At 56.3% G+C, this 25,740-nt stretch carries 22 protein-coding genes; 12 read left to right on the forward strand and 10 right to left on the reverse strand.

From position 1 onward, the window contains the following. Window positions 1-26: 26 nt before the first annotated feature. The 3 genes from repC to N4A58_RS12345 all read left to right on the forward strand — a co-directional run bounded on the left by repC (window position 27) and on the right by N4A58_RS12345 (window position 3,933). Entirely contained in the window at window positions 27-1,205 is a 1,179-nt protein-coding gene (repC, locus tag N4A58_RS12335; RefSeq protein WP_293710008.1) for a plasmid replication protein RepC, read from the forward strand. Window positions 1,206-1,534: 329 nt separating this feature from the next. After that, window positions 1,535-2,830 carry an AAA family ATPase gene (locus N4A58_RS12340; RefSeq protein ID WP_072702559.1) on the forward strand — a complete coding sequence of 432 codons (1,296 nt, stop codon included), beginning with the start codon at window positions 1,535-1,537 and terminating at the stop codon, window positions 2,828-2,830. An 11-nt stretch (window positions 2,831-2,841) separates the two neighbouring features. Further along, window positions 2,842-3,933: a ParB N-terminal domain-containing protein gene (locus N4A58_RS12345; protein WP_293710010.1), complete on the forward strand. Its 1,092-nt coding sequence runs from the start codon at window positions 2,842-2,844 to the stop codon at window positions 3,931-3,933. A 55-nt stretch (window positions 3,934-3,988) separates the two neighbouring features. On the opposite strand, the gene N4A58_RS12350 is transcribed toward N4A58_RS12345, so the two are convergent. After that, complete coding sequence (locus N4A58_RS12350; protein ID WP_293710012.1) at window positions 3,989-5,503, reverse strand: HAMP domain-containing sensor histidine kinase; 1,515 nt, start codon at window positions 5,501-5,503, stop codon at window positions 3,989-3,991. Between the two features lie 459 nt (window positions 5,504-5,962). On the opposite strand from N4A58_RS12350, the gene N4A58_RS12355 reads away from it, so the two are divergent. After that, a complete protein-coding gene (locus N4A58_RS12355) occupies window positions 5,963-6,280 on the forward strand; it encodes a hypothetical protein (RefSeq protein WP_293710013.1) in 318 nt (105 codons plus the stop codon). Here the strand turns inward: N4A58_RS12355 and N4A58_RS12360 are convergent. From N4A58_RS12360 to N4A58_RS12370, 3 genes are all read right to left on the reverse strand, one after another. Next, the gene (locus N4A58_RS12360) at window positions 6,277-8,394 is read right to left on the reverse strand and encodes a HAMP domain-containing sensor histidine kinase (protein ID WP_293710014.1); all 2,118 of its coding nucleotides are present in this window, start codon (window positions 8,392-8,394) and stop codon (window positions 6,277-6,279) included. The two genes, N4A58_RS12355 and N4A58_RS12360, sit on opposite strands and share 4 nt — an antisense overlap. 225 nt (window positions 8,395-8,619) lie before the next feature. Then, the gene (gene htpX, locus N4A58_RS12365; RefSeq protein WP_293710015.1) at window positions 8,620-9,561 is read right to left on the reverse strand and encodes a zinc metalloprotease HtpX; all 942 of its coding nucleotides are present in this window, start codon (window positions 9,559-9,561) and stop codon (window positions 8,620-8,622) included. A 90-nt stretch (window positions 9,562-9,651) separates the two neighbouring features. Further along, window positions 9,652-10,959: a type II toxin-antitoxin system HipA family toxin gene (locus N4A58_RS12370; protein ID WP_293710016.1), complete on the reverse strand. Its 1,308-nt coding sequence runs from the start codon at window positions 10,957-10,959 to the stop codon at window positions 9,652-9,654. A gap of 278 nt (window positions 10,960-11,237) precedes the next feature. Between N4A58_RS12370 and N4A58_RS12375 the strand changes: the two genes are divergently transcribed. Beyond that, window positions 11,238-12,017 carry a HAMP domain-containing sensor histidine kinase gene (locus tag N4A58_RS12375; protein WP_293710017.1) on the forward strand — a complete coding sequence of 260 codons (780 nt, stop codon included), beginning with the start codon at window positions 11,238-11,240 and terminating at the stop codon, window positions 12,015-12,017. 138 nt (window positions 12,018-12,155) lie between these two features. After that, entirely contained in the window at window positions 12,156-13,202 is a 1,047-nt protein-coding gene (locus tag N4A58_RS12380; RefSeq protein ID WP_293710018.1) for a Hint domain-containing protein, read from the forward strand. On the opposite strand, the gene N4A58_RS12385 is transcribed toward N4A58_RS12380, so the two are convergent. Continuing rightward, window positions 13,199-14,104, reverse strand: a complete 906-nt coding sequence (locus N4A58_RS12385) for a cation diffusion facilitator family transporter (RefSeq protein WP_293710020.1) — start codon at window positions 14,102-14,104, stop codon at window positions 13,199-13,201. The genes N4A58_RS12380 and N4A58_RS12385 overlap by 4 nt on opposite strands. A gap of 191 nt (window positions 14,105-14,295) precedes the next feature. On the opposite strand from N4A58_RS12385, the gene N4A58_RS12390 reads away from it, so the two are divergent. Then, window positions 14,296-15,048 carry an SDR family NAD(P)-dependent oxidoreductase gene (locus N4A58_RS12390; RefSeq protein ID WP_293710022.1) on the forward strand — a complete coding sequence of 251 codons (753 nt, stop codon included), beginning with the start codon at window positions 14,296-14,298 and terminating at the stop codon, window positions 15,046-15,048. Window positions 15,049-15,232: 184 nt separating this feature from the next. Beyond that, window positions 15,233-15,649 carry an NUDIX hydrolase gene (locus N4A58_RS12395; protein ID WP_293710024.1) on the forward strand — a complete coding sequence of 139 codons (417 nt, stop codon included), beginning with the start codon at window positions 15,233-15,235 and terminating at the stop codon, window positions 15,647-15,649. A gap of 46 nt (window positions 15,650-15,695) precedes the next feature. Here the strand turns inward: N4A58_RS12395 and N4A58_RS12400 are convergent, their stop codons facing one another. Beyond that, on the reverse strand, window positions 15,696-16,151 hold the full coding sequence (locus tag N4A58_RS12400) for a MarR family transcriptional regulator (protein WP_245780470.1): 456 nt from the start codon (window positions 16,149-16,151) through the stop codon (window positions 15,696-15,698). A 447-nt stretch (window positions 16,152-16,598) separates the two neighbouring features. On the opposite strand from N4A58_RS12400, the gene N4A58_RS12405 reads away from it, so the two are divergent. Genes N4A58_RS12405 through ggpS form a run of 3 tightly spaced genes read left to right on the forward strand, consistent with a single transcriptional unit; the run spans window position 16,599 to window position 20,025 of the window. Next, the gene (locus N4A58_RS12405; protein ID WP_293710027.1) at window positions 16,599-17,702 is read left to right on the forward strand and encodes an NAD(P)H-dependent glycerol-3-phosphate dehydrogenase; all 1,104 of its coding nucleotides are present in this window, start codon (window positions 16,599-16,601) and stop codon (window positions 17,700-17,702) included. Continuing rightward, window positions 17,699-18,478, forward strand: a complete 780-nt coding sequence (locus tag N4A58_RS12410; RefSeq protein WP_293710029.1) for an HAD family hydrolase — start codon at window positions 17,699-17,701, stop codon at window positions 18,476-18,478. The genes N4A58_RS12405 and N4A58_RS12410 overlap by 4 nt, the downstream gene beginning before the upstream one ends. A gap of 38 nt (window positions 18,479-18,516) precedes the next feature. After that, the gene (gene ggpS / locus N4A58_RS12415) at window positions 18,517-20,025 is read left to right on the forward strand and encodes a glucosylglycerol-phosphate synthase (RefSeq protein ID WP_293710031.1); all 1,509 of its coding nucleotides are present in this window, start codon (window positions 18,517-18,519) and stop codon (window positions 20,023-20,025) included. Between the two features lie 32 nt (window positions 20,026-20,057). Here the strand turns inward: ggpS and N4A58_RS12420 are convergent, their stop codons facing one another. Both N4A58_RS12420 and N4A58_RS12425 read right to left on the reverse strand, forming a co-directional pair. Beyond that, complete coding sequence (locus N4A58_RS12420; RefSeq protein ID WP_293710033.1) at window positions 20,058-21,089, reverse strand: calcium-binding protein; 1,032 nt, start codon at window positions 21,087-21,089, stop codon at window positions 20,058-20,060. Between the two features lie 127 nt (window positions 21,090-21,216). Then, entirely contained in the window at window positions 21,217-22,224 is a 1,008-nt protein-coding gene (locus N4A58_RS12425) for a calcium-binding protein (protein ID WP_293710035.1), read from the reverse strand. A 179-nt stretch (window positions 22,225-22,403) separates the two neighbouring features. On the opposite strand from N4A58_RS12425, the gene N4A58_RS12430 reads away from it, so the two are divergent. After that, entirely contained in the window at window positions 22,404-23,057 is a 654-nt protein-coding gene (locus tag N4A58_RS12430) for a nucleoside/nucleotide kinase family protein (protein WP_293710037.1), read from the forward strand. Between the two features lie 62 nt (window positions 23,058-23,119). Here N4A58_RS12430 and dhaL read toward each other — a convergent pair whose 3' ends face one another. Together dhaL and N4A58_RS12440 are read right to left on the reverse strand one after the other, a co-directional pair. Further along, window positions 23,120-24,874: a dihydroxyacetone kinase subunit DhaL gene (gene dhaL, locus N4A58_RS12435; protein ID WP_293710039.1), complete on the reverse strand. Its 1,755-nt coding sequence runs from the start codon at window positions 24,872-24,874 to the stop codon at window positions 23,120-23,122. A gap of 14 nt (window positions 24,875-24,888) precedes the next feature. Then, entirely contained in the window at window positions 24,889-25,704 is an 816-nt protein-coding gene (locus tag N4A58_RS12440; RefSeq protein WP_293710041.1) for a TIM barrel protein, read from the reverse strand. Between the last annotated feature and the right edge of the window lie 36 nt (window positions 25,705-25,740).

Genomic DNA, 25,740 nt, shown 5'->3' on the forward strand with positions numbered 1-25,740 from the left:
GGTTTTTAGTGTCGTCGTGACAAATTATGGAACACATCTCAACGACGCCTTTTGGGCGGCGGCCGGTTTCGGCTGGACAATTGGCAGCTCAGCAAATGCTCGAGGCGCCGATCCCTGACACTGTGCCTGACAAGTGGACAATCATCAAAGAGCTCACGGCGGCGCGCCTGGCGTTTGGTGTGACAGATCGTGACCTCGCGGTGCTGAATGCGCTCGTCAGTTTCCATCCCCATGATAGCTTGGCTGATGGCGAGGGGACGATTGTCTTTCCATCCAACGCGGCTTTGTCTGAACGCGCCCACGGTATGGCAGAGAGCACACTTAGGCGGCATCTCGCAGCCTTGGTCAATGCGCAACTCATCATCCGACACGACAGCCCGAACGGCAAGCGCTATGCGGCGCGAGGTGTTGATGGGGGTATTGATCGGGCATTTGGTTTCGATCTGCGTCCTCTTCTTGTACGGCTGCCTGAAATTGGGCAGGCGGCCAGAGAGGCACGGGCGGCCGCGCTACGTCTCAAGCGCTTGCGCGAGGCTGTGGTGCTCCGTTTACGCGACGCCGCGAAGCTCATTGCTTTCGGTAAAGAAGAGGTTGAAGGTAACTGGGATCAGGTTGAGGATCGGCTAAAGCTGATGCAGCGTTCGCTTCGCCGTAAGCTCTATGCAGATGAGCTGAATGAGTTAAATCTGATCGCGGATCAGTTGCTCGCAGACGTCAACGTCATTCTCTCTCATGAAATATCGAAAGAAATGAGCGGCAATGACGATGTAATTGAGCGGCACTTACAATATTCAAACATAAAACATTCAGATTCTGAACCTTCCTTAGAAAAGGAAAGGGCGGCCGAGGTTGAGCCCTCCCCTCAGGCGAAGCCGAAGCTTCCACTCTATCTCGTGGTTAAAGCTTGCCCGGATCTGAACGATTACATTCCAACTGGTATCCATTCTTGGCCTGAACTTGTGACAGCTGCCAATTTCATTCGCCCCATGCTTGGGATTTCGGATGATGCTTGGAGACGTGCGGAAGCTGCGATGGGAAGCGAGGCCGCTGCGATCACCGTCGTCGGCATACTGCAAAGGGCGAGTGAAATTCGGAGCCCGGGTGGATATCTGCGCGCGCTGACCTCGAAGGCTGAATCTGGCGCCTTCTCTCCTGGGCCGATGATTATGGCGTTACTCGCAACCGAAAACCAAAGGGCGATGTGATGTGCAGGAAATGGCAGTTGTCAGAGTTGACAGCTGTCAACCTCCTGAGGTTTCGTGGTTTTTTAATGAGAGGTTGGGTATTAGCGTTTCGCTCAATGTGTCATGATGGCGCGCTAATACCTTGCCTATTCAAGGCTTCTGGCGAAAAAGCGTCCAGAGCGCATCTAGTCTTATTCGTGATACTTGTGCGCGCTGAGAGACTATATGTGGGATAAATGTCGCGACCGCTTTCCTGGCAAGACGTTAATCCCACAGGTTTTTTGTTTTGCGTTCGATGCGGTTTCGGCGTAAATTGTAGATGAGCAGAAAATAACGTTGTGAGACAGGCCGTGTACACCCACGAGGAACTGAGCCACCTTCAGGCCCAATCTCTGAAATTGCAGAGCTGGATCCGTCAGCAGACATTCAGTCCCGAGAACATCAAGTATCTTCGCCGGTTTTCGAGCTGGGAGGTGTCTGAGTTGATCCTTGGGATTAATCAGTCGACCTTCCGTGGGCGTTTGGCTTCGGACCCGAATTTGCCGAGCGGTGAGGTTGAACCCGATGGCCGTCAGCGCTGGTTTACTTTGGACGAGATCAACGAACTGCGCCGCCGGATCAAGGTGAACAAGAAGTCGCTTCTGCCGCCGCGTCCTGAGGGCAAGCGCGCTTTCCGTGCGGCGATTGCCAACTTCAAAGGTGGTGCGGGTAAATCGACGGTTGCTCTACACTTCGCTCATGCGGCAGCGTTGGATGGGTATCGTGTTCTCCTCGTAGATTTCGATCCACAGGCGACCCTGTCCCACTCAATGGGGCTAACTGATGTGGCCGAAGAGTACACTGTTTGGGGCATCATGGCGCGCGACCTGATCCGCGAAACTGATCGGATGAATGCAGCAGTCGTTGGCGCGGCAAGCGGGACCGCCCTGCCCCAGCGGCAAATTCCAGCGTCTATCCGTGAGATGGGCCTTGATGCCCTCCGCCCTGCGGATTTCATCAAGGCGAGCGCATGGAGCACGATTGATGTGGTTCCAAGCTGCGCCAATGCGGCATTCGTCGAATTTGCCAGCGCGCAGTATCGTCATTTGAACCCGGAATGGAGCTTCTTTGCCTGTGTTTCGCGCTATCTCGATAGCATTCCGGATGACGCCTACGACCTGATAATCTTCGATTGCCCGCCCGCCATTGGCTATCAGTCTATGAACGCGGTTTTCGCGGCGGACATGCTCTACATTCCCTCGGGACCCGGATACTGGGAATACGACTCGACCACGAGCTTTATCGGTCAGCTTGCCGAAGCGTTGGAAGACCTTTCTGCTGGCTATCAGGGCAGTGTTCCGGGATGCCATATGACGCTGCCCAAGGCCTTTGCCGATATTAAGTTCCTGATGACCCGTTACGAACCAGGGAATGAGTTGCATCGCGCGATGTACGAAGCCTTTCAGAAGGTTTTTGGCGAACACGTCACAAACAATCCGGTCGAGATGACACGCGCGGTCGAGCAATCTGGTCGTTTCCTCGCATCGGTCTACGAGATCGATTACCGTGATATGACCCGTGAGACATGGCGCCGTGCCCGAGCAAGCTTTGACCGTGCTTACGAAGAATTCCGTGGCAACATCATCACCGCTTGGGACAAGATCTGAGGAGAACGACCATGGCAAAGAAACGCCGGATGTTCGACATCAACATGCCCACAGAGATGCCAACGGATGCGCCGGAGGCGGCCGTTCCCACCAGCGCCCCTGCCCCGCGTCGTGGACCTATGGCCACCGCGATCTCTGAGGCGGCGAACAGCACCCGCCAGCGTCAAGAGATCGAGGAAAAAATCCGCGCCGAGAATGACGCGCTGGCCCATGAGCATGTTCGGCTCAAAGGCTTGGGCCTTGTTATGGAATTGGTCCCGCTGAATGCGATTTCGACCAGCAAACTGACCCGTGACCGCGCCAAAGGATTGGATCTGGAACTTGCAGAGCTAAAAGGATCGATCGCGGAGATTGGGCTTTCGAACCCGATCCGTCTCGAAACACGGACCGATGGGCTGTATGAGTTGGTCCAAGGGTTTCGTCGCCTCTCGGCCTACCGCGAACTTTTTGATGCGACAGGTGATGAGCAGTTTGGTGCCATTCCGGCTGTTGTGACCGAAGCGGGCGACACGCTCGAAGACCTCTACCGCCGTATGGTCGATGAGAATTTGGTGCGCAAAGATATCTCGTTTGGTGAGATGGCCAAGCTTGCGCTTGAATACGCAAATGACCCTGAAACCGGCGAAACAGACCCTGATAAGGCGGTTGCGACCCTATATAAGTCAGCCGGTTACCAAAAGCGGAGCTATATTCGGAATTTCATTCGGTTGGTGCGTGAACTAGATGGGCATCTGCTCTATCTGCCGCAAATTCCGCGTGCCTTGGGGTTGTCGTTGGCGTCTCTGATAGAGGCGGACTGCGCTGTTGGCCAAAAAATCGTCAAATCGTTGGATGCCCGACCCTCCCGAACTGCTGAAGAAGAGCTAGAAATTCTGCGCAGCTTCGCCAAAGAGGCTCAGCCTACCAAGATGGCAGCTGGCAAGTCTGGCGGAAAGCGCCCTGCTCCATCGAAGACCAGTTTCGCTTTGGCGGTTGGCGACCGGTCGGCGAAATGCACCGCAGCTCAGGGCAAATTAGAGATCAAATTAGATCGCGATTTTTCATCCATGGATCAGGAGCGCTTGGAGCAAGCCATCCGTCAGTTCCTTGAGACCTTGGATTAACGGTTCCCCTTAAGGGAAAACTGCCTCACTCGCCCCCCGTTTTCGGGGGGCTTTTTTATGCAATGTTTTGTGCAGAAGCGTTGCGGAGCGGGATCGCACAGCGGAATTCGGTGCCCTTCGTCGAGGCAGGGTCCGTATGCACCGCGATCTTGCCGCCCAAAGCCTCGACCAGTCGCGCTGTGATCGCTAGAGCCATCCCATTTTGTACGGTGTTACTGACCGCGCCACGGAACGGTTGGAAAATCTTGGGAATCGCTCCCTGACGAATGCTGGGGCCGTTGTTGTAGACACTGATCATAAGATCGTCGCCTTGAGTATTCCAAGTCAGGTGGATTTCTGGCGCATCTTGATCTGCATAGATGGCCGCGTTCTCGAGAAGGTTCGAGAGGATGGATGCTAGAGCGCTTTCATCCGTTTGGATCGTGAGCTCATGGCCATGAAGAGTAATGATCTTTTTGGCGTCGTGCGGCATGGCGTCAACGAGGTTCTCAGCTAATAGGTTCAGCGCGACGGTCTGACGCTTCGCGACAAAGCGTCCGAGACGCACGTATTCCACAAACGCATCAAGTCGTTCGTACAGAGCTTCGGCGCGATCGCTGATAATATCGGTGCGCTGTTGGAGCTGTTCGTAGTCTTTGGCCTTTAGGTCCTCGCGCAGCCATTCCGAGGTCTGAACGATACCGCGAGCGGGTGATCGCAGATCATGCGCCAAAGCATAGAGCAGGTCTTGGATGACGTTGTTTTGCCGAGTAAGCATCGCGTTTCGCTTATCAGCGCTATCGACCATCGAGAAAAAGACGTCAACCGCGCCTGTCAGGAAACGAGCGCCCGTGATCAGGATCGTGATGATGACAAAATCTAGGAGGAGTCCGGCCGTATCTCCTGTTGCTACATGACGAAACATGCCAGCGAAGATGAAATAGGAAATGGCGGGCAGAGGTAGTGCGATCCCAAGCATGTTCGGATTGCGACTTTGAGGGAGCTTCGCGAACTCAACGAGCGCAATGATCAGCATCAGGGCTGCGAGGGGGAGATTGATGCCTACAACCGGTTGCCAACTGCTGGCTTGCAGCTCGGCGGCCATGCCTGTGAGTGTCGACAAGATGCCGAAGGCTGGGATGATGACATAGAGTGCGTGCCGAGACAGATTCATAAACGCCGGCTCTCTGTCTGATCTAAGGATGGCGCGCGCGCCTATGGCAACTGCCAATGCGATCTCGGGATCTAGAACCCATGCGTTGAAACGCGCAAGGTCCGCAGTTCGGTCAAGATTGATGCCAAACAGAGCCGCTAAAGACGCTGTACACACCAAAATGACGCCGCTGGCCGCTGCCCGCTTTGTATGGACGCTCACGAAACCGAGATTTGATGCGCACAGAAGCCCTGAAAGAGTGACAACAGCGACCGCGTCTATCGGTCTGGCAGCGATAGGAATTAAGTGCGACATGTCTGGGAGCGCGGCAGACAGAACACTTGCTAGTAGGACGATTGCTGATGCGAAGAGCGTTGCGGGCTGCAAGACGGCGCGACGCTTACCCAGGATATCAAGGATCTTGGCAAAGAGTTTCATCGTGGGACGGCCGTTCGCGCTAGAGGGATTGGTTGAGTCGACTATACTGAACCTATCCTAAGGAAGCAGAGCTATTCCGGTTCTCTTTGTGCAAAGGCTGCTTTGCAATCGCACCAGCAGAAAAATGATTTCCTTGCGGGGAAGGGATCTTGGAAGCCGTATGTTGTGTCGAGATCTATTAACTCGGATCATGATGTCTATATGTAGTATAATATCACACCTGCGAGTTACATGCTGCACTGCCGCAGGGTGCGTTGTTTCAATGTCACAGTCTGCAACCATTCAATCAGCCACTGCTGTATAAAAATGCAAAATTTGCCGAATTTTCCACGCAAAAACAAAGGAGAGAGGACGATATAGTCCGGAATATCTGACCGCTATCGACTTACAATTATAGAAACATGTTTGTGCGAATTCGCGTGTATGGCAAAACAACTAAAAATTGTGTGAGTTATTGCCATGGATGATTTAGAAAATTCCTCTTTTCCCCAAGGTCTTTCGGATCCGGATCTTGTTGAGCTTTACCCACTCGCACTTGCGCGCATGGTCCAAGATGTTGACGCGATGATTGATCTACTTAGTGACAAGGATTTCCAGCGCGCGAGCTTTGTCGCTTATAAGCTACACGGCATTTCAGCACTGTTTTATATGGAAGACTTCTCCGCCTCGCTGAAGAAGATAATTGATCACCTAGAGAACAAGAGCAGTTTGGCGAGCGTGTTGCTCGAAGATTTGGGTGCGAAGGCACGGCTGAAGCTCAAAAATTACGAGGCTTAAGGAGCGCGCTTCCAGACCAAATCAAGCGGGATCAGGATGACGAACCTGGCCCCCCTGCCCTCTTTGGCGGGCGACTCCACGACAATTGTCCCGCCCCACTCTTCAATCAGCCGGCGCACCATGGCGAGGCCCATTCCGACACCTGTGTGCTCTTTGTTTCCGGAATAGGTGCGGAAGAGTTCAAAAATCATCTCGTGTCGGCCTTCCGGAACACCGGGACCATCATCTTCCACTTCGATCCGCAGGTTGTCTGCCTGATACGATGTCCTCACCGCGATCATAATCTCTTCTTGATCGTGATGGCTAACAGCGTTTGCCAGTAGATTGTTGAGGACTCGGACCAACCCGTCATATTCGTAATGAATGACCATGTTCGGGGCGCCATAACTCGTCTCAACCGTGATCTTAGGCGAGCGATACAGGTTTGCGGCCGCCTCAATTGCGTTGTTTACGGGAAGCTGGTCTGTCTTGTTTTCACGATTGTCCAAGCGTGCAAGGTCTAGAATGCCCTCAATGAGCCGGCTCAGGTGCTGGATCCGCGAATTGATCAGAGCCATGTAGCGATTGGGAGACTCCGTTTCCCCGTTCTCCAGATCGTCGCGCGCCCACGCGGATAGCTGCTCAATGCCGCGTAGTGGTGCACGCAGGTCATGCGCCGCTGCGTAAACAAAGCGGCGCGTGTAGAATTGCCGGATCGACAGCTGCCTTGAGGCCTCTTGGAACTGTGTGTGCGTGCGTTGGCTGATCTGCGTCAGGATAAATACCCCGAGTATGGCGCCGAGCAAGAGTATCGACATCAAGGTCGTGGCGAACTTGATCCTCTCGCTTCGCAGATCAAATGGCTCCAAGCCAGAGGACCAAAGAAACGCGTCAAAACTCTGCAGTGCTTCATCTTGAGAGATGCCTTGCGGCAGTGACTCAATCCATCGCTTCAGGTCGATAAATTCTATCTTAGCTGCGTCGATGACTTGGGTCTTGAGATAGTCCTGCAGGATCAGCCCAAGGTTCACGGTCATGACGTAGATCTTACTATCAGAGGGATGAACGCTCGTTGCCGAGCTTACGTAGACACTACATCTGGTATCAGCAATGCAATACGTGATGACTGTTCCGGTCGTTGTTGGATTGGTGTCGTGCCACCCCTGTTGCCAACCGTCGAAGTATTTGTAGACGCTCCCTCCTGGGCTGGGACGTGTCATGCCGTATGTGCAATCCACTTGGTGAATTTCGTTGGGTTGAAGCTCAAAGGTAAAGATCAGGGTTAAGCGACTGCTGCGACATGCGCGTGTACTGGCGTGGTCGTGTCCCCTGCCCTCATGCGGTTCGGTGGTAAGCGCGTGACTTGCGACATAAAACGTGGCTGACGCTTTGGCGACTTCATGCTCAAAATACCGCGCCATGCGATCTGCATTGGTCTGATTTAGGGCGTTTGGTGCCGCCAAAGTCAGAATGCCAAAGAACAGCATGGCGCCAGCGATCACGGCTGTGGCGACGACTTCGGCGATATCCAAGAGCCGAAGTGGTAGCCCGTTTTCATCTGTACTCTCTGCAAGCTGCACCAGAAAGAGCAGCATGACACCTAGCGCAGTGATTGGCCCAGTATCCGTCGGGTTGCTGCTCCAGCGGACGGGTGTCGGCAGGTTGCTGAAGATTAGCCCTAGCATTGATATTGTGACGCCGAGCAGAGCGACAATAGCCGCCTGCCCTAGCACCGAAAGCGCCGCCGATGGGCGTGCGACACGGATCAGGCCGCCGTATGTTGCGACCGACAAGAACAGCAGTGCGGAATTTACGGACATTTGTCCTGGAAGCGCGCCCTGTTCTTGGTTCGTCGGTCGAAAGATGCGGTTGATGAAGGTGAGCCCATCAAACCAATGAGAGGCTAAGGAAAGCCCAGCGATCACCGCGATCACCGCAAATGGGAGTAATGCATGCCAAGGCTGTTTGTAACGTGTTCGAAGTACGGTTGGAAGCGTCGCTAGCCCTAGGCAGAGCGCTGTGGAGAATTGTGTTGGAGAGGCTGTTTGAAGTGGCTTGATCAGAGCTTGTATCTCTAACGCCCATCCGAGCAGCACAGAAATGGAGCTGGCCAAGACGAGGAGAGCCAGCGTCATGGCGATCTTCGGAGCGTTTCTGTAGTTCGCTAGCCTATGTACCATACCATATCCGTTGGCGGATAACTGGGACAGGTGCACTCGGAAACAGCCGCACGTATTAGAAGTTACTCACAGAAGTATGACCCGCCTTGCGCTTATGTCGCAAGGCGGATTTCAGATTTTCAAATGCGTATTAGGGGAAAGTTTGCTTTTCTTCCCCGTGGGGAAGATTGCAACGGGGCTTTAGGTCCAAGGGCCGCTTTTGCGGCGCTTTCTTCGAGTGTTCGGAATGCTGGACGCCGAAACAGTCGTTTGTCGTTGTGCATGCGGTTCTGAGCCGTTCGCCATCGCGCGCAAGGCAGCAACCCGATTTTCTGTGGCGGGGTGTGTAGCAAACAGATTGTCCATTTTGCGCCCGTGGAGCGGGTTAATAATAAACATATGTGCGGTCGCCGGATTGCGCTCTGCCGCAATGTTGTCGACCTGCGCCGCTCCGTGCTGAATATTCTCAAGCGCCGATGCAAGCCACAAAGGATGGCCGCAGATTTCTGCCCCGATCCGGTCTGCTTCGTATTCACGGCTTCTGCTGATCGCCATCTGAACCAGTGCGGCGGCCATGGGAGCAAGGAACATCATAGCAAGTGTCCCGATCAGACCCAGCCCGCCGTTGCCTTCTTCGTCACGGTTCCCACCGCCAAAGAATAGTGCAAAGTTTGCGAGCATGGAAATCGCACCCGCGAAGGTCGCCGTAACCGTCATGATGGCGGTGTCGTGGTTTTTGATATGCGCAAGCTCGTGGGCGATCACGCCCGCCAGCTCCTCGCGGCTCAAGACACGGAGGATGCCGCTCGTTACTGCGACGGCTGCATTTTGTGGGTTGCGGCCTGTGGCAAAGGCGTTGGGCTGCGGCGTGTCGATCAAGTAGACTGCGGGCACAGGCATGTCTGCATTGCGCGCCAAGTCAGCTACCATCTGCTGAATGCCAGATCGATCGCCAGGCGATAAGAGCTGCGCGTTGTGCATGCGCAGGACCATCTTGTCAGAATTCCACCATGTGAAGATGTTCATCGCACCGGCAACGACAAGCGCGATGAGCATCCCGCCGGCACCAGCCAGCAAATAACCTAGCCCCATAAACAGAGCCGTCATGGCAGCCATGAGAAGTGCAGTTTTAAAATAACCCATCGGAACCCTCTGAAGCGACAGATGCCAGTCTGGGTTCGATATAGGAAGGATCAGCCCCTACGCCAACGGGCGCGAGGGCTGATCAAATCGTCATGTCCAACTGCGCGCACACTCAATGGCATCCTGGATGCTGCGGCGCAGGAGTTTTGGGACGGCGCAGGCTTCGGCAAATTCGGGCCAGCGGCTTAGGGCATCGTCGACTTTGGCGATCATGTCCCAAACAGTCTCACGCTCGATTCCTATAGCACGGGCCACGTCGTGGAAGTGAATACGACCTGGCTGGTGCCGATTGCCCGCCACGGACAGCGAGTGGAGACCGCCGCGGCCATAGCTATAGGAAAGGTCGTAGGCAGGCGCCAGAGACCATCGGCCTGTGTGGTCCATCATGAATGCGTGGTTCTTGAGATGGTCATCGCGGTTCACAGCGCGCACATTAAAAATCATGCGGCGCATCATCTCGTGTACCTGTCGTTCATCCCGAGTGAGGGCGTGCGTCAGCTTGAGCAGTTCAATGTAGTCTAGATTTGCGGTCCGGAAATCGAGTCCGAAGAGGGCCGCAACAGTTTGCACATGTACCCGCGCATTTCCGACGCGGTCGAAACGTTCGGTCGCGAAGTAATGTTCTCGGGCACTAGAACGGAGCATACCCATCCAGGTGGTCGTCAAACCTGCCTCGCGGGCCATCATGCCGTAGGCGACCTCGGCCTCGATCGTGCCGTTGCGATCCTCTCGACCGCGGCGCTTGATTAGGACGTGTCGCCAACCGTCGCGCAAGGGTGCGCGGTGATTTCGCAGGTCTTCTCCATCGGGGGACAATTGGGCCAAAAGCTTGGGCTTTTGCCCATGAGTGCCACCAGTTGCATTCCTCAGGCGCGTGACTGCCTCAATGTTTGTGCAATCGCCCACATCGGCCGCCAAGGCCGCGAACCAGTCGAGTGAAACCGCACCAGGTTCTGACAGAGGGTAGGCGGGGCGGAAAGTGAGCGCTCCGATTCCATGCAGTCCCACCAAAGACAGACGTGTGAGTGGCCCGGTCTGCGCCGGACTGCCTCCGCTGGCGCGAATTTCATGGTCCGCCAAAAGGCGGCCCCAACCGTCGGGCATGCTATCGCCGAGAAGGGCAGGGGCTCCTTCGAAGGCCCACCCTTTGCGCGGTCTCAAACTTCCTGCATGGCGCCTCACGAGGATCGGCGAAAGTGGCAGAGGGTCGGCCACGAAGCGTGCGTCCCACTGTAGAACCGCCTGACGGCGGGTGTCGTCCCATTCAACAGATCCGACGGGACGTGGCGTTCTTCCCGCTCCGAAATCCAACGCAACCTCGAGCGACTGAGGTTCTGAACGCAGGAAGGCCCGGGGGCAGGGAATCGCTTGGTCGAAGTTGTGGTGTATATCGGTCATGCTGATCAGATAGCCAAAAGCGTGCCAACCAACTTGCGGCGGTAGTTTTTTTCACTCGCTATGCTAAGGGGTTACTCCAAGGCAAAAGCGGATAGTCCTTATATCCTTGTTTGGCAGCGATGCGTGGGTACGGCCAAACGCGCCAATAGCATACCTTCGATATATGAATAGTTGCCTTTGCAGTAATCGTCGTTTGTTGATCCCCTTGTTTTGCGTATTACTGGTTGCAGATTGAAACAAACGCACAACCCAGCCTCTTAGAGGAAACGAGCAGCCGGATGACGATGGAAAGACAGATCAAGACCGCAACAGCGATCAAGTGCGCTTTGCCTGACTCTGGTGCTGGTCGGACTCCCGACTTGGCAGAGCTAGAGCAGCGCGCAGAGCGTCAGCGTGTCATGGGTGAACTTGCGGCTGACGTTGTGCACGACATCAACAATCTGCTTGCGGCGGTCGAGGCGATTTCGCGTTTGCTGGACATGAATGTCGAGGATGACAACCTGAGTGCGTTGGTCCGCCGCCTATCGCGGTCCGCGCATACGGGACGCGGTATGACCCGTCGCCTACTTGATTTCGTGCACGACGATGGCAACGGCATGGCCGAGGTTGATCTGGCCGAAATCGTAGAGAACGAGGTTGAACTCCTTGATCACATCGTATCCCGTCAGATTTCCCTTAAAATCGAGACCGAAGAAAGCAGCACACGTGTGTTCGCCGATCCTGTGCGTGTCCGTTCTGCGTTGTTCAACCTGATCGCCAATGCTCGGGATTCAATCTCTGGTGCGGGTGAGATTGCTGTTCGTCAGTACGTCGTGCCAAGCGTCGGGTCCGAGCCGATGTGTCAGGTTTTGACTGTTGCCGACAGTGGCTGCGGAATGGATAAGGATACACTTAAGAAAGTGGGTCAGCGCTATTTCACCACGAAGGGCAGGGGCAAAGGTTCTGGTCTTGGTCTTGCGTCGGTTATCGAGTTGGCCAACGACTGCGGCGGTCGGGTCGAAATCGAAAGCACCGAGGACGTCGGGACGCGTGTCCGGTTTATCCTTCCTTGCGTGTAATCATCCCCGCGGGGAAGGTAATACCAACGCATATCATTCTGACCTAAAGAGCTGTTCGCTATCCCGCAGGCGGGCTCGGATTTCGCTGAGGGCCGCTGTAAAAATCTACGCTAGTCGAATGGGCGTAGAGAGTGGCAGATGGCAGATATTCAGACATGGGGGTGGTACGTCCCCAGCTTGTGGCCCGGCTATAGTGCCTCGGATCCCGACAACTTGGATGCGATCGGCAACGGGTTATCCGTTGATCCGGCAGGCTATGTCGAGTTCATTATGCGTGACGCCAACAACGATGGCGTCATACACGATAATGATGGTTTCGATGGCAGCTCGACCGCACCCGGCGAGTTGGTCATTGGGCCGAATGTCACACTCACCCCTCAAGAAATCGCCCTCTACACGGACTCAACGATTGTCGCCAAGGGCGTTACGTACACGGTAGATATCGAAGTTACTTTGTTCACGAATGGCACCTACGGGGTGCGCATCATGGACTATGATATCCCCGACTTTCACCACAAGCATGTGACCGAAGTTACCTTGGGAACGTGGAACGGTGTCGAGTATGGCGGGATTTACACGTCGGGCGTGGACGAGATGTTCATCTGCTTTGGCCAAGGCACTTTGATTGACACCGCCGACGGTCCGCGCGCTGTCGAAGATCTGCAGAACGGGGACATGGTTCTCACTTTGGACCATGGTCCGTCTACGGTGCGCTGGACAGCGCGCCGAACGACCAGCGGACAAGGAAAGAACGCCCCAGTTTTGTTTCGGGCAGGGGCCATGGGCAACGTACGCGACGTATATCTGTCACCGCAGCATCGGGTGCTTGTGACTGGCGTAGACGTTGAGTTGCTCTTTGGCGTGCCCGAGGTGTTGGTTTCGGCGGCTCAACTTGTGAATAGCTCGACTATCGTGCGCGCACCGCAACCGACTGTCACTTATGTACATTTTGTCTGCGATGAACACGAGATTGTCTGCGCCGAGGGAATACTCTCCGAGACACTCTTGCCGGGCCCGCAGGCGATGCAGACCATCGCACCCGAAGATTTGGCGCGCTTGTTCCAGACTTTTCCTGCGCTTCGGCAAGGTTGGAATTCATATGGCTCTGCCGCGCGCATGTGCCTGACCGCTGCAGAGGCTCGGGCATTGCGAGATGTTGCGAGCGGGCTCGCGCTGGCGAGCTAGTCTTTTGGCGGAAACCAGACGTCTTTGTGGATCATGACGTCTGTGTGGGGATAGGCCTCTAGGATTTTGGACCGCAAGCCCGCGCTGATCTCGTGCGCGTCGTACAGGGATTGATCCCCGTCCAATTCAATATGCAATGTCACAAAGGTCCGCGAACCAGCCATGCGCGTTTTAAGATCGTGAAATCCCAACACACCGGGGTAGGTGCCCGCAATTGCCGAGATGCCCTCGATTTCGGTGTCCGGAGCTTGTCGATCCATTAGGGCGTCAATCGCGGTTTTCCCAATCTTGAACGCGCCAAACATCATAAAGAGTGCCGCGCCGATTGCCACCAAACTGTCGATGAGTGTCAGGCCAAGCTGCCGCGCCGCCAACAAAGAAGCGATTGCGCCAATATTTGGGACCAGATCGCCGATGTAGTGCAAACTATCCGCAGACACGACCTTGTTGCCAGTCTTGGATGCAACGCGGCGTTGGTATGCCACGAGAGCGAGGGTCAGCACGATCGACAGCACCATGACAGCAACACCCGCAGTCTCAGACGTTAGCTCCGTGTGATCAGGTGATAGCATCCGGCGCGTGGCAGCCCAGAGGATCGCCGCGCCAGACCCTAGGATAAAGGTCGATTGCGCCAGAGCTGCTAGATCTTCGGCCGAGGTGTGTCCGTGCGCGTGATCTTCGTCCGGTGGGCGGGCGGCGTAGGTGATCGCGGCCAAGCCAGCGAGTGACACCATCAGATCGAGCCCGCTGTCCACCAAGGACGCTCCGACCGACAGTGCGCCCGTCGCAGCTAGAGCCCAAAGTTTCGCCAGCACCAATGTAGTTGCCACCGCGACAGAGGCCAGTCCGGCGCGCTGATTTAGGCGGTCACTTTCTGTCTGTTTTGCGGTTCTGTGGGGCATATCGGACTCGACTTCGGCTTCTGAGCTTTCCTTAGGTCATCTCGATCCGATTGTCACAGGCCTGCCGGAATTTTGAGTTTCACTGTCAGGTGAAGAGCAACTCGTTCGTCGTCAGCACGTACGATGTTGCGCATGAAACGGTTTCGACGAGACAAGTTTAGCGCTATCAAGTGCTTGGAAGAGGAGAAACCATGTCAGATTTTGCGATTTACCCAAGCCTCAAGGGGCGCGTGGTCTATGTGAGCGGCGGTGCGTCCGGTATCGGCGCACGTATTGTCAAAGGCTTTGCAGAGCAGGGGGCGCAGGTGGGCTTTCTAGATTTGGATGCTCAGGCCGCAGAACGCCTCAGCGCCGAGTATGACAATGTCACCTACGAGATTTGCGACCTAAGAGACATCGACGCGCTGCGCGATGCCATGGCGAACCTGAAAACGCGGATCGGTGCAGCGGAAGTGCTGGTGAACAACGCCGCCCGTGATGATCGCCACAATTGGCAGGACGTCACGCCCGAATACTGGGACGAACGCCAAGCCACGAACATCCGGCACATGTTCTTTTCGATCCAAGCAGTGGCGCCCGATATGATCGCAGCAGGGGGCGGTGCCATCATCAATATGGGATCAAACAGTTGGTTCGAGGCGGGTGGTGGGTTCCCTGCCTATACGACGGCCAAAGCCGCCGTACAGGGCCTGACGCGGACAATGGCGAGAGATTTGGGGCAGCACCACATACGCGTGAACGCAGTCATCCCTGGCTGGATCATGACCGAACGGCAAAAGGAGCTGTGGGTCACACCAGAGGCGCTGGATGCCCACCTGACGCGCCAGTGTCTGCCGGATCCAATTGATCCTGTATATGTGGCGAGAATGGTACTTTTCCTAGCGTCCGATGATGCAGCGATGTGCTCGGCCAGCAGTTACATGGTCGAGGGCGGCTCTATTTAAGACGCTGTTACACATCCGTCGTGAACCGGTACTAGGCACGTCCTGTCGCCGGTTCATCAGTGCTTTATGGATCACGGCATTCGTGACTTGTGCGTGCTCTGGAATTGCGTCCTTATCAGTTCCAAATTGCAACAGGCCTGCGCGGTTCGGTGCGGCAGGTTTATTGTCGAAAGACCTTAATCATATGTCAAAGAGCACGTCCGCATCCCAAGTCGCTCTGCTGTGCTATCGGGGCAAGGAGAAGGATCGCGAGTACTTGCTGGTGACTTCAAGGGACTCGGGGCGCTGGGTGCTGCCGAAAGGCTGGATTAAAGACGGAAAATCGCCCGAGGTTTCGGCTTTGGAGGAAGGTTGGGAAGAAGCGGGGATCGTGACTGCGACCAAGGCGCCGATCCTGATCGGCCACTACAATTACATAAAGCGTCTGGATAAGGGCGAGGTTCTGCCCCTGCGCGTAGATGTGTTCCAAGCGCGTCTGGCGAAGCTCGTTCGCAAGTATCCAGAAGACGGTGAGCGCAAGCGCAAGTGGATGTCTGCGAGCCGTGCGGCCAAGGCCGTAGACGAGCCAAGTCTTTCAAACCTGCTGAAAACGCTGCCCTAAGGGCGAGGCAAAATTTGCCTCACTTGCTCTTCGATGCTGGTGCGCCTCAACGGCGGCCAGAGGCCACAAGCTTGGCCAGAGCGCGCTTCAGCGCACGTGCATCTCGAACACCCAAAGCGCGTGCGAGCTGGTTCTCGAACTCTTCAGCGTAATTGATCAGAGATGAGTAGGCGGCGATACCGTCCGGCTTCAGGATCAGCGTCTCGCTGCGGCGATCCTCGGGGCGTTGTTCACGGGTCAGGAAGTCTTTCTCTTCCAAACCGGCGACCGCGCGCGAAATTTTGGTTTTATGCAATTTGGATTGCTGACCCAGTTCCTTCGCACTCATGTTGCCATAGCGGCCCAAGTGAAACAGGACGCGCCACTCGGTGCGGGTCATGCCGTAATTTTCACGGTAGTAGCGAGAGAATCCATCGCTGGTGGCTTCGGCGGCCACGTTCAGCATGTAAGGTGTAAACTCGCGAATATCAAAGTCGACGTCGTCAGACTCTTGCATCAACATTTTAAAAAGTTTCCCGACTTGGGTTCTTAACTGGTAACGCCTATGCGTTTAGGCAGCACATCACCGTAACGCAACTCCGCTTTTTCATACAGCGCAGCTTTCAGAACAATTTGTTGCCGCAACGAACCAAAAAGTTTGCAAAAAAGGCATCTTCATTGCTGTGAGACGTTTTTCGGAGCGTTAACGTTTCATTAACAGACCAATTTTTCTCTCACTTGGCTAGTTCTTGTTGCTGATTGTTTACCGAAAGTGACCCAAAATCAGGCGATTTCCGCAGGTGCGAAGAAAAATGAAACATTTTGCACCTGCAGCGGAACCTTTCACGGTTTCGTCGGTTAGGGTGGTGAGGTCTGGCGCAAAACGCCGACAACCCGTCGCTTTTTAACCGCACCAAATTGATTAAGGAACATGCCGCAATCATCGAGTGAAGACCCGTCAACACCTCTTATGGCCCGCCGTTACGAGGCCATCACCGTTATTGGATGTGGCGCCTGGGGAACAGCCCTAGCCGCCGTAGCCGCTCGGGCAGGAGCCCACACCACGATTTGGGGAAGAGATCCGCAGGTATTAAATGCGATCCGAGAGCAAGGGATGAACACCCGCTACTTGCCCGACATCCCTCTTCCGAATTCACTACAGGCTGACGCCGACATGGGTTCTGCTCTTGCAGGAGCTCAGGCCGTGATGATCGTTGTGCCCTCGCGCGTGCTTCGCAGCGTCTGCGCGCAAGTGGCAGAACACATCGCACTCGGCGTACCAGTCGCTGTCTGCGCCAAAGGGATTGAGGCCGAGACTGGGCTCCTGATGACTCAGGTCGCGGCCCAAGAGCTGGGAGATCGCCCTGTTGGCGTCATCTCTGGTCCGACATTCGCGCATGAAACCGCACTGAATAATCCTACCGCAGCAACAGTGGCCTTTCCCTTTACCAAGGCAGACCGCGAAAACCCGAACGAAAGCGTCGCTGCGCGCTTTGCTGTCTCCCTGTCAACCGAGGCTTTTCGTGCCTACGTGAGCGACGATGTGGTTGGCGTTGAAATTGGCGGCGCGGTTAAGAACGTCGTAGCCGTCGCTTGCGGTATGATGACTGGCGCAGGTTTCGCTGAGAACACGCGCGCAGCTTTGATCACGCGCGGCATGGACGAAATGAAAACGATCGCCGATGCCCTTGGTGGCCGCCGCGAGACTGTGACCGGTCTGTCCGGCGCGGGCGATCTGACACTGACCTGCTCTAGCCCGACCTCGCGGAACATGTCGCTGGGAACGCAGTTGGGGCAGGGGATTCCCCGCGGGGAATGTTTCGAAGGCCGCCCTGTGGTGGTCGAAGGCGAGGTCAACGCCCGCTCTGTCGCCCAACTGGCGGACAAACTGGGTCTGGACCTGCCGATCTGCAGGGCTGTGAACGCCATTCTGCACCAGGGCGCCCCGCTGGGGCAGACCTTTGCCGAATTGTGGTCGCGCCCGATCGAGGCGGAGCCGCGTGCGATGGACGTATTGTTCGACCATCCCGCAAACCCCGCCGCAATTGCCAACTTAGCCGAGAGGATTTCATGACTGACACCCTGACACTGGACCGCCCGAAGATCGCAGAGAAAGACTTTGTTCTGGCAACCGATCTGGATGGAACGTTTCTGGGGGGTGAGCAGTCGGATCGCTCTGCCCTGTATGACTGGATCGAGGACAACCGCGACACTGTGGGTTTGATCTTTGTCACTGGCCGCGATCCCGAGTTCATCTTTGAACTCTGCGAAACCCAAGGTGTGCCGCGCCCCGAATACGTCGTGGGCGATGTCGGCACCACAATTGCAGAAGTGACCGACGACGGCCGGATTGCACCGATCCCCGAGTTGGAAGAAGAAATCGCCGCTGCCTGGGGCGAAAACACCGCGACACGCGTGCGCATGGGTCTTGACCCGATCATGGGGCTCAAGCTGCAGCCAACCAAATTTCGCTATCGGATGAGCTTTGACTACGACCCGCTGAAATTCGATCCGCTCGCGTTCGAGATTGTCGACCAACTGGGACTGGATCACCTGATCAGCGCAGAGCAGTTCTTTGACGTTCTGCCCAAGGGTGTCAGCAAGGGGCCGTCGATCCTTCGCCTGCTGGAGCATCTTGGGATCGAACAGCGCAAGACGCTCGTGGCTGGCGATACCTTTAATGACCTGTCGATGCTGAAAACTGGCTTGCCCGCCGTAGCTGTTGGTGGCTCTGAAAAGGGTCTGCTCGAGGCCGTCAAAGACATCGAGAGCGTTTATCAAGCCACCGCGATCGGCGCGGCTGGCATCCGCGAAGCCATTCGCGAAATGAATATGCACCCCGCGGCCTAAGACCCGCCGACCTTACGGAACAGAGGAAAGGACGCCAAATGCAATCCGATCTCGTGATCGTCTATCACCGCCAACCCTACGAAGAAGTCGAGGAAAACGGTGAAATCGTCTTTAAAGAAAACAAAAGCCCCAACGGCATTGTGCCCACGCTGAAGAGCTTCTTTGGCAACGTGGACAAGGGCTCTTGGGTCGCTTGGAAGCTTGCCGAAGACACTTCGAATCCTGATTTCGAACCCGTGGTCGAAATTGAGGACAAATACGGCAAATACAATGTCACGCGTTTGCCCCTGTCCGCAGAGCAGGTGCGCCAGTTCTACCACGTTACGTCGAAAGAGGCGTTCTGGCCGATCCTGCACTCGTTCAAAGAGCGCTATGACTATGACCCAGTGGACTGGCCTAACTTCCGCGAAGTGAACTGGCGCTTTGCTGAAGCGGCCGCCGCCGAAGCCGCGCCCGGTGCCTTGGTTTGGGTGCACGACTACAATCTGTGGCTCGTGCCCGGCTACCTGCGTCAGATGCGTCCAGACGTGAAAATCGCATTCTTCCATCACACCCCCTTCCCCAGCGCAGACGTGTTCAACATTCTGCCGTGGCGCAAAGAGATCGTCGAAAGCCTGCTGCACTGTGACGTCGTCGGCTTCCACATCCCGCGTTATGCCGCGAATTTTGTTTCCGTGGTGCAGAGCCTCACTGATGCTGACGTCACTGAGCGTGTCCGCGTCGAAGATGACTTGATCTCCGAAGGGACTGCCCTAACCGAACGCGCTGTGGCGACTAAGCTTTCCATCGACGACCGCGAGGTGATCGTGGGCGTGGCGCCTGTGGGCATCGATATGGACTATATCCAACAGGTTGCTGGTTCCGAAGATGCAGCCAAGAAGAAAGCCGAAATCCGCGAGGAATTGGGCGATTGCAAGTTGGTTCTCTCGGTGGGTCGTACAGATTACACCAAGGGCGGTGTCCAGCAGTTGAACAGCTTTGAGCGGCTGTTGGAGCAGCACCCAGAGTTGCGGGGTGAAGTGCGCCTGCTGCATGTGTCGGTCATGGCAAACCGCGCAATGACCGTTTACCAAGAGATCCAGTCTGAGATCGAGGAAACTGTAGGTCGCATCAACGGCCGGTTCGGAACTTTTGACTGGACACCGGTGACCTTGGTGTCACGTGCGATCCCGTTTGACCGCCTGATTGGCTATTACCAAGCGGCGGACGTGGCGTGGATCACACCGCTCGCGGACGGCATGAACCTCGTTGCCAAAGAGTTCGCGGCATCCCGCCTTGATGGCGATGGCGCTCTGGTCCTGTCGGAATTTGCCGGCGCTGCGGTAGAGCTTAGCAGTGCGGTGCTGGTCAATCCGTTCTCGAACCGTGCAATGGACGAGGCGATCCATATGGCTCTTCAGATGCCCGAAGAAGAACGCCGAATTCGCATGAAAGAACTTCGCCGGGTGGTTGATAAATACGACATCGCCGAGTGGGGCGAAGAGTTCGGTCGTCAGATGTCACGGGTCAAGCGCGGCCTGCCCGACGCGGACCGTAGCGCCGCATAACCGACAAGGGGCCGATCAAGCGGCCCTTTTCTTTATCCGAAAATGAAGTCGGAGTTGGCCAGATCGTCGACATCCGTCTCCACGAAGATGACTTTACCCTCGCCGTAATTCAGGATCGCATGATCTCCCTTTTGGCGGAAGGTCAGGTCGTCGAGGCCATCTGCCGAAATATTCTGCAGCAAAACGCGGTCGTGTCCTGCTTCGAAATCCATGACACTATCGCGCCCGTCAGAGGCGTTGAAGACAAAGGTATCGCGACCTGCGCCGCCAAACAATTTGTCGTTGCCGGTGCCGCCGGTCAGCGTGTCGCGTCCTGCATTGCCCTTCAGAATGTCACGTTCGGCGCCGCCATCGAGCCAGTCGTTCTGTTTCCCACCAAAAAGGCGGTCTTTCCCTTCGTCTCCAACCAGAGTGTCATGCCCTGCGCCGCCGAATAGCTTGTCGTTTCCATTCAACCCGTAAAGCTCGTCGTCACCGGCCCCGCCGATCAGGCGATCATAGCCACCCTCACCGAGCAGCGAGTCATCGCCGGCGCTGCCAATCAGCGTGTCGCTGCCACCGTTGCCGATGATCAGATCATTGCCTGCAAAACCATCTAAAGTCTGGCCGGAATAGCCTTCATTAAACAGCAAATCGTTGCCCGCTAATGCCAGAGGAACGATAGAGCTAATCCCGTCCATATGAGCCTGCACCGGCGCTTCGGAGAGGCCGGTTTGTGACGCATAAATCAGTCCGGCTTCGTCCCAAGTGTTCAAAGGTTCCCAAACATAAAGGATCGAAGTCACTACCCCGTTGTTGCTCTGATTGTCAGACAAGCCGTTGCCGATCAGACCAAGCACCTCATCATCGCTCTGGTACGCCAGAACTTCATCTGCTGAGAGTTCGATTTCGTAAGTGATCCCGCCGAACTCTAAGGTTTCCACGTCGGTCCCCCCAGGTAAAACAGACGGCGCGCTGTCGCCAACCCATGACGTGGACGGAGGGACAAGCGCATCTGAGGTAATGTCTATGCCATAGACCGTGACGACAGATGAGAAGACGTCGAATACTTTGATTGTGGCCAAAATTGCCCCCTTGCGAAGCGTAAAATGCGCTGAGTTTTTCGTCTATAAATTGCAAAGCCCCACCACGCAAATCACGCTTTTTGGGGGTTGGCGGCGATAGCAGGCCAATGAAATGGTCATCCGCCAGTCAGAGGAAGCTCATGTTTTCGTCGACAGAGATGTCGTTGACCGCGATGTCCCACAGCAGAATGGTGCCTTTGCCATAGTCGATCAGGACGTCTGTCCCCTGCTGTTGAACGGAAATGTCTGATGCGCCTTCTGTATTCTTCCTGAACACAAGAATATCATCGTCTGTGAAGTCTGTGATGGTGTCGTGTCCAGCGCGGCCTGCGAAAATGAATTTGTCTGCATGCCTGCCGCCAGTCAGGAAGTCGTCCCCTTTGCCGCCTATCAAAGCGTCGCGACCCGCGCTGCCGTAGAGCGTGTCATTCCCGCCTTGGCCTGAAACGCGGTCCTTGCCTGCATTGCCAACGAGCAGGTCAGCGCCGCGCCCGCCTGAGATGTTGTCTTTGCCTCCCATCCCCCAAATGCTGTCGTTCCCTGCGCCACCGCTGAGGGTGTCATTACCCGCACCAGCAACAACCGTGTCGTTCCCCTTGTTGCCGCTGATGACATCGTGCCCGGCGTCACCCCAAATCCCATCGGCGCCTGCGCCGCCAATTACGGTATCGTTTCCGTCCTGCGCCAGAACTGTCACGCTCGGTCCTGCGATCAAGATTAGGTCGTCGCCCGATAAGACCTCTGGCGTGATCTCCTCTCCGGCGTCCAGATGGCCAAGCAAAGTTTGCTCGCTGACAGGATCTTTGGACACAAAGAGCATGGAGAAGTCGCCATTATATGCTGCGAACGATGTCATGGACCCATTGTCATCTTCATCATCCGAAAGCGCACGGCCCGTGATGTACAGGGACTCATTTCCTGCGACGAAGCCGATTTCTTCGTCATAAGAGAATGTCACACGATATGTATCGCGCCCAACTTCGTAGGTTTCGTCAATCGTTCCACCTTCCCAAACTTGAGGAGAGCCGCTGTCATCCCATCCGCTGGGAAAGGGAACAAGGTGCCTGTCTGTAATGCTAGCACCAATGGTTAGAATAGCGGTATCGGCGACGTCGAGGACGTTGATAATGGCCATGAAATGAACTCTCTAAACAAAAAACAATGTAAACTACTTGTTGAACTTTTAAGTGCGCAGCTGCTGCTTGGCAAAGTTCCCAGAGCAGAGGGGAGGTAAGGATTCCATTACCGCAATCTCTGGCTGGACCTTGGGCGCCGTTTAGATAACCTGCGCCAGAATTTTCGGAGGAGGTCATCATGGCACAGCAGTCGGTAGATTTTGACGGGCTCGTTTCGGCGGCATCGGAGCGGCTCACGCTGCCTGGACGCCAGTTCATTGGTATTGCGGGCGCTCCGGGGTCGGGCAAGAGCACAACCGTCGAACGGCTTTACGATGCGTTGATCACACAGCAGCCCGATGCTGTGGCGATCCTGCCGATGGACGGCTTTCATTACGATGATGCTGTGCTGCATGACATGGGCCGCCTTCCATGGAAGGGCGCGCCGGATACTTTTGATGTGGGCGGCTTCGTCTCGGTGCTAAAGCGTCTGCGCGACCCGAATGAGACACGCGTAGCTGTCCCTGTGTTTGATCGGGATCTGGAGATTTCGCGCGGAAGTGCGCGGATCATTCCGGACAATGTGAAACTGATCTTGGTCGAGGGGAATTACATCCTACTCAATCGCGCCCCTTGGAACGCGCTGGAGAAGTCATTCGATCTGACAGTGATGATTGATGTCCCCGAAGACGAACTACGTCGCCGTTTGCGTGCGCGGTGGGAGCATTTTGGTCTGAGCGAAGACGACATTGCGCATAAGCTGGATGGAAACGATCTGCCCAACGGGCGGGCTGTGATCCATGAAAGCCGCGCGGCGGATCTGGTCTATCAACAGCTGTCGGACAGCGTTTAAACGCCAAGAGATAATGTGTCCTGCCGATCGGTGGAGGTAACCGGCAGGACGGAGGGGAGCCTTTAGCCGAGCGCCTTTTTGGCGGCTGCGGTGATTGCTTCGAGCATGACGTGGGCCGAGGCCGCACCGGGATCGACGTGACCGATCGAGCGTTCGCCAAGCTTGGCCGAACGGCCACGGCGGCTTTCGATTTCAGCGGTGTAGTCGCGGCCGGACTTGGCGCCTTCGGTCGCGGCGGCCAGACAGCCGATCGCGTCAGCGTTGTCGGCCAGAGCCTCTTTTGCCTTGGCAACAGCAGGAACCCAAGCGTCGATCATGGTCTTGTCACCGACCTGAGCGCCGCCACGGGCCAGAATACCTGCGCACAGGCCGTCTACCCAAGCAACCATCGCGCCAGCATCAAGGTTCAGGCGATCTGACACGCTTTCACCCGCTTTGCGGAATGCCGAAGCGTAGAGTGGGCCCGAGGATGCACCGACCGCATCAAGGAACGCCTTGGCCATGATCTCGCAGGTCTGGCTGATGGTTTTCTCGCTGTCGTCGGTCACTAGCTTGCCACGCACGGCGGTCCAGCCGATGTCCATGGTCACGCCGTGGTCGCCGTCCCCGATCACGCCATCCAGCTCGGACAGCCAGTCGCGCTTTTCGTGGATGGCGGCCCCAGCAGCCAGCATCATGTCCTTGAACATTGACGGTGTGATCGGACCGTCCGCGTTCAGTTTACTGGTGTCGATCGTCTCTTCTTCTTTGGCGACATCCGCGTGGCGGCGGGTGCGGGTGCCCTTGGGCTCAAGCGAGCCGGCGACGGTCAGGCCAGGGGTGCGGCACGGGGTGTCCAGCAGGGTCTGCAGGTCATCATCCAGCTTCATCAGAGTAATCGATGCGCCTGCCATCTCCAGAGAGCTGACGTATTCGCCAACCCAACTGTGGTGGATGTCGATACCCTTTTCGCCAAGGATTTCGGCCACGCGGCGGTGGATGATGTAGAGTTCCAGTTGGCCAGTCGCGCCGAGACCGTTGACCAGAACAGCAACTTTATCACCCGATTTCAGACCCATATCGTCCAAGATCGGCTGCATGAGCTCGTCCGTCACCGAGTCTGCGTTTTCCAGCTTGCCGCGGCGAATACCGGGTTCGCCATGCACGCCCATGCCGATTTCCATCTCGTCATGGCCGATCTCGAAGTTCAGCTTGCCAGTCTGGGGCATGGAGCAGGCGGTCAAGGCAACGCCCATGCTGCGGGTGTTGGCGTTTGCGGCCTGTGCGGCGGCATAGCACGCCGCTAGGTCACGGCCATGTTCGGCGGCTGCGCCTGCGATCTTGAAGACAAAGAAGTCGCCCGCGATACCGCGACGCTCGTTCTGGCGCTCTTTGGGGGCAGAGGCCACGTCGTCGATCACCTGAACCGACTTGGTGGGGATGCCCGTGCTTTCGCACTCTTCGGCGGCCATGTCGAAGTTCAGCACGTCGCCGGTGTAGTTGCCATACAGGAACATCACGCCAGCGCCGCCATCCACGGCGCGTGCCGCATCCATGATCTGCTCGGGCGAGGGCGAGGCAAACACGTTGCCCACAGCCGCTGCGTCCGCCAAGCCGCGGCCTACGTAGCCAGCGAATGCAGGCTCGTGGCCCGAGCCGCCGCCGATCACGATGCCGACTTTGCCGTCCCGAGGGCCGTCCACGGCCACAACCGCGCGGCCTGTGGGGCCTTCGACGGATAGGATGTCGGGGTGAGCCGAAACCATGCCCGCAATCATTTCCGAGATAATATTCTCGGGGGCGTTAATCAGTTTTTTGGTACGGATATCTTCGGTCATTGGTCGTTCTCCTCTTAGCGGCCTTTGACGAATTCTTTTGCAGCAGCAACGGTTTGCTCGATCCAAGGCTGCTCTTGTGCGCGTGCCTCTTCCAGACCGGCGCCGATGGGCAGCCAATGTTCTAGGAGAACGCTCATGTCTGCGGGGCAGTGGGTCAGCTGGTCCAGAATCCACGGGATCGGCGCGCGGCCCTGACCGAGTGGGGTGCCGTGGATGCGGAAACCAACGCCATAGGGATCAGGTGTGATCTCATAATCCTTGAGGTGCAGGTTGATCGTGTAGGGCGCGAGCATCTTGATGGTCTCTTCAGGCCATTCCTTCGCACAGATCGAGTTCGCAACGTCTAGACACACCCCCAGCGTCTCGTCGTTGATGGTGTCGAGCAGTTCGACCATCCGCGGCGAGGGGTAGTTGAAGTGGTTCTCGATCGCGATGCGCATGCCAGCATTGCGGGCCTTGTCCAGCAAGGGACGCAGCTGTTCCGCCAGATCGGGCACAGACATGTGGCCATCGGCTTCGTCCAGCGCGACGCGCATGATCTTTGCGTGCAAACGCTGGCCGATGGTCAGGTAGCGCTCGACTTCATCTGCGTCGAAACACTGTGTGCCGAGCTCGAGCGCGATCCCTTTGGACTGCGCGACTTCGTACAGCTTGTGGTGATCCGCCTCGGAGTATTTATCCAGCGGCATGTTGTCGGCATATTGCACGACCTCGAGCCCCAGTGCCTCGGCACGATCCAGCAGATCGAATGCGTTCAGCGGCGCGGCAGGCTGTTGGTCCTTGATTCCGATAGACCAGCGATAGGCATAGCTGCCCAAACCCAATTTCATTGGTACTCTCCTCCTCGTCGCACGGGAAAATGCCGC

Origin of the sequence: Donghicola sp. (assembly GCF_025210255.1) — a bacterium.
Classification (GTDB): domain Bacteria; phylum Pseudomonadota; class Alphaproteobacteria; order Rhodobacterales; family Rhodobacteraceae; genus Donghicola; species Donghicola eburneus.

What these genes read in the sequence shown, in the direction of transcription:
- N4A58_RS12375 (WP_293710017.1), top strand. Translation starts at nt 11,238, where the DNA reads ATGACGATGGAAAGACAGATCAAGACCGCAACAGCGATCAAGTGCGCT.
- N4A58_RS12405 (WP_293710027.1), top strand. Translation starts at nt 16,599, where the DNA reads ATGGCCCGCCGTTACGAGGCCATCACCGTTATTGGATGTGGCGCCTGG.
- N4A58_RS12440 (WP_293710041.1), bottom strand. Translation starts at nt 25,704, where the DNA reads ATGAAATTGGGTTTGGGCAGCTATGCCTATCGCTGGTCTATCGGAATC.
- repC (WP_293710008.1), top strand. Translation starts at nt 27, where the DNA reads ATGGAACACATCTCAACGACGCCTTTTGGGCGGCGGCCGGTTTCGGCT.
- ggpS (WP_293710031.1), top strand. Translation starts at nt 18,517, where the DNA reads ATGCAATCCGATCTCGTGATCGTCTATCACCGCCAACCCTACGAAGAA.
- N4A58_RS12430 (WP_293710037.1), top strand. Translation starts at nt 22,404, where the DNA reads ATGGCACAGCAGTCGGTAGATTTTGACGGGCTCGTTTCGGCGGCATCG.
- N4A58_RS12355 (WP_293710013.1), top strand. Translation starts at nt 5,963, where the DNA reads ATGGATGATTTAGAAAATTCCTCTTTTCCCCAAGGTCTTTCGGATCCG.
- N4A58_RS12400 (WP_245780470.1), bottom strand. Translation starts at nt 16,151, where the DNA reads ATGTTGATGCAAGAGTCTGACGACGTCGACTTTGATATTCGCGAGTTT.
- N4A58_RS12410 (WP_293710029.1), top strand. Translation starts at nt 17,699, where the DNA reads ATGACTGACACCCTGACACTGGACCGCCCGAAGATCGCAGAGAAAGAC.
- N4A58_RS12345 (WP_293710010.1), top strand. Translation starts at nt 2,842, where the DNA reads ATGGCAAAGAAACGCCGGATGTTCGACATCAACATGCCCACAGAGATG.
- N4A58_RS12390 (WP_293710022.1), top strand. Translation starts at nt 14,296, where the DNA reads ATGTCAGATTTTGCGATTTACCCAAGCCTCAAGGGGCGCGTGGTCTAT.
- N4A58_RS12395 (WP_293710024.1), top strand. Translation starts at nt 15,233, where the DNA reads ATGTCAAAGAGCACGTCCGCATCCCAAGTCGCTCTGCTGTGCTATCGG.
- htpX (WP_293710015.1), bottom strand. Translation starts at nt 9,561, where the DNA reads ATGGGTTATTTTAAAACTGCACTTCTCATGGCTGCCATGACGGCTCTG.
- N4A58_RS12360 (WP_293710014.1), bottom strand. Translation starts at nt 8,394, where the DNA reads ATGACGCTGGCTCTCCTCGTCTTGGCCAGCTCCATTTCTGTGCTGCTC.
- dhaL (WP_293710039.1), bottom strand. Translation starts at nt 24,874, where the DNA reads ATGACCGAAGATATCCGTACCAAAAAACTGATTAACGCCCCCGAGAAT.
- N4A58_RS12425 (WP_293710035.1), bottom strand. Translation starts at nt 22,224, where the DNA reads ATGGCCATTATCAACGTCCTCGACGTCGCCGATACCGCTATTCTAACC.
- N4A58_RS12385 (WP_293710020.1), bottom strand. Translation starts at nt 14,104, where the DNA reads ATGCCCCACAGAACCGCAAAACAGACAGAAAGTGACCGCCTAAATCAG.
- N4A58_RS12370 (WP_293710016.1), bottom strand. Translation starts at nt 10,959, where the DNA reads ATGACCGATATACACCACAACTTCGACCAAGCGATTCCCTGCCCCCGG.
- N4A58_RS12350 (WP_293710012.1), bottom strand. Translation starts at nt 5,503, where the DNA reads ATGAAACTCTTTGCCAAGATCCTTGATATCCTGGGTAAGCGTCGCGCC.
- N4A58_RS12380 (WP_293710018.1), top strand. Translation starts at nt 12,156, where the DNA reads ATGGCAGATATTCAGACATGGGGGTGGTACGTCCCCAGCTTGTGGCCC.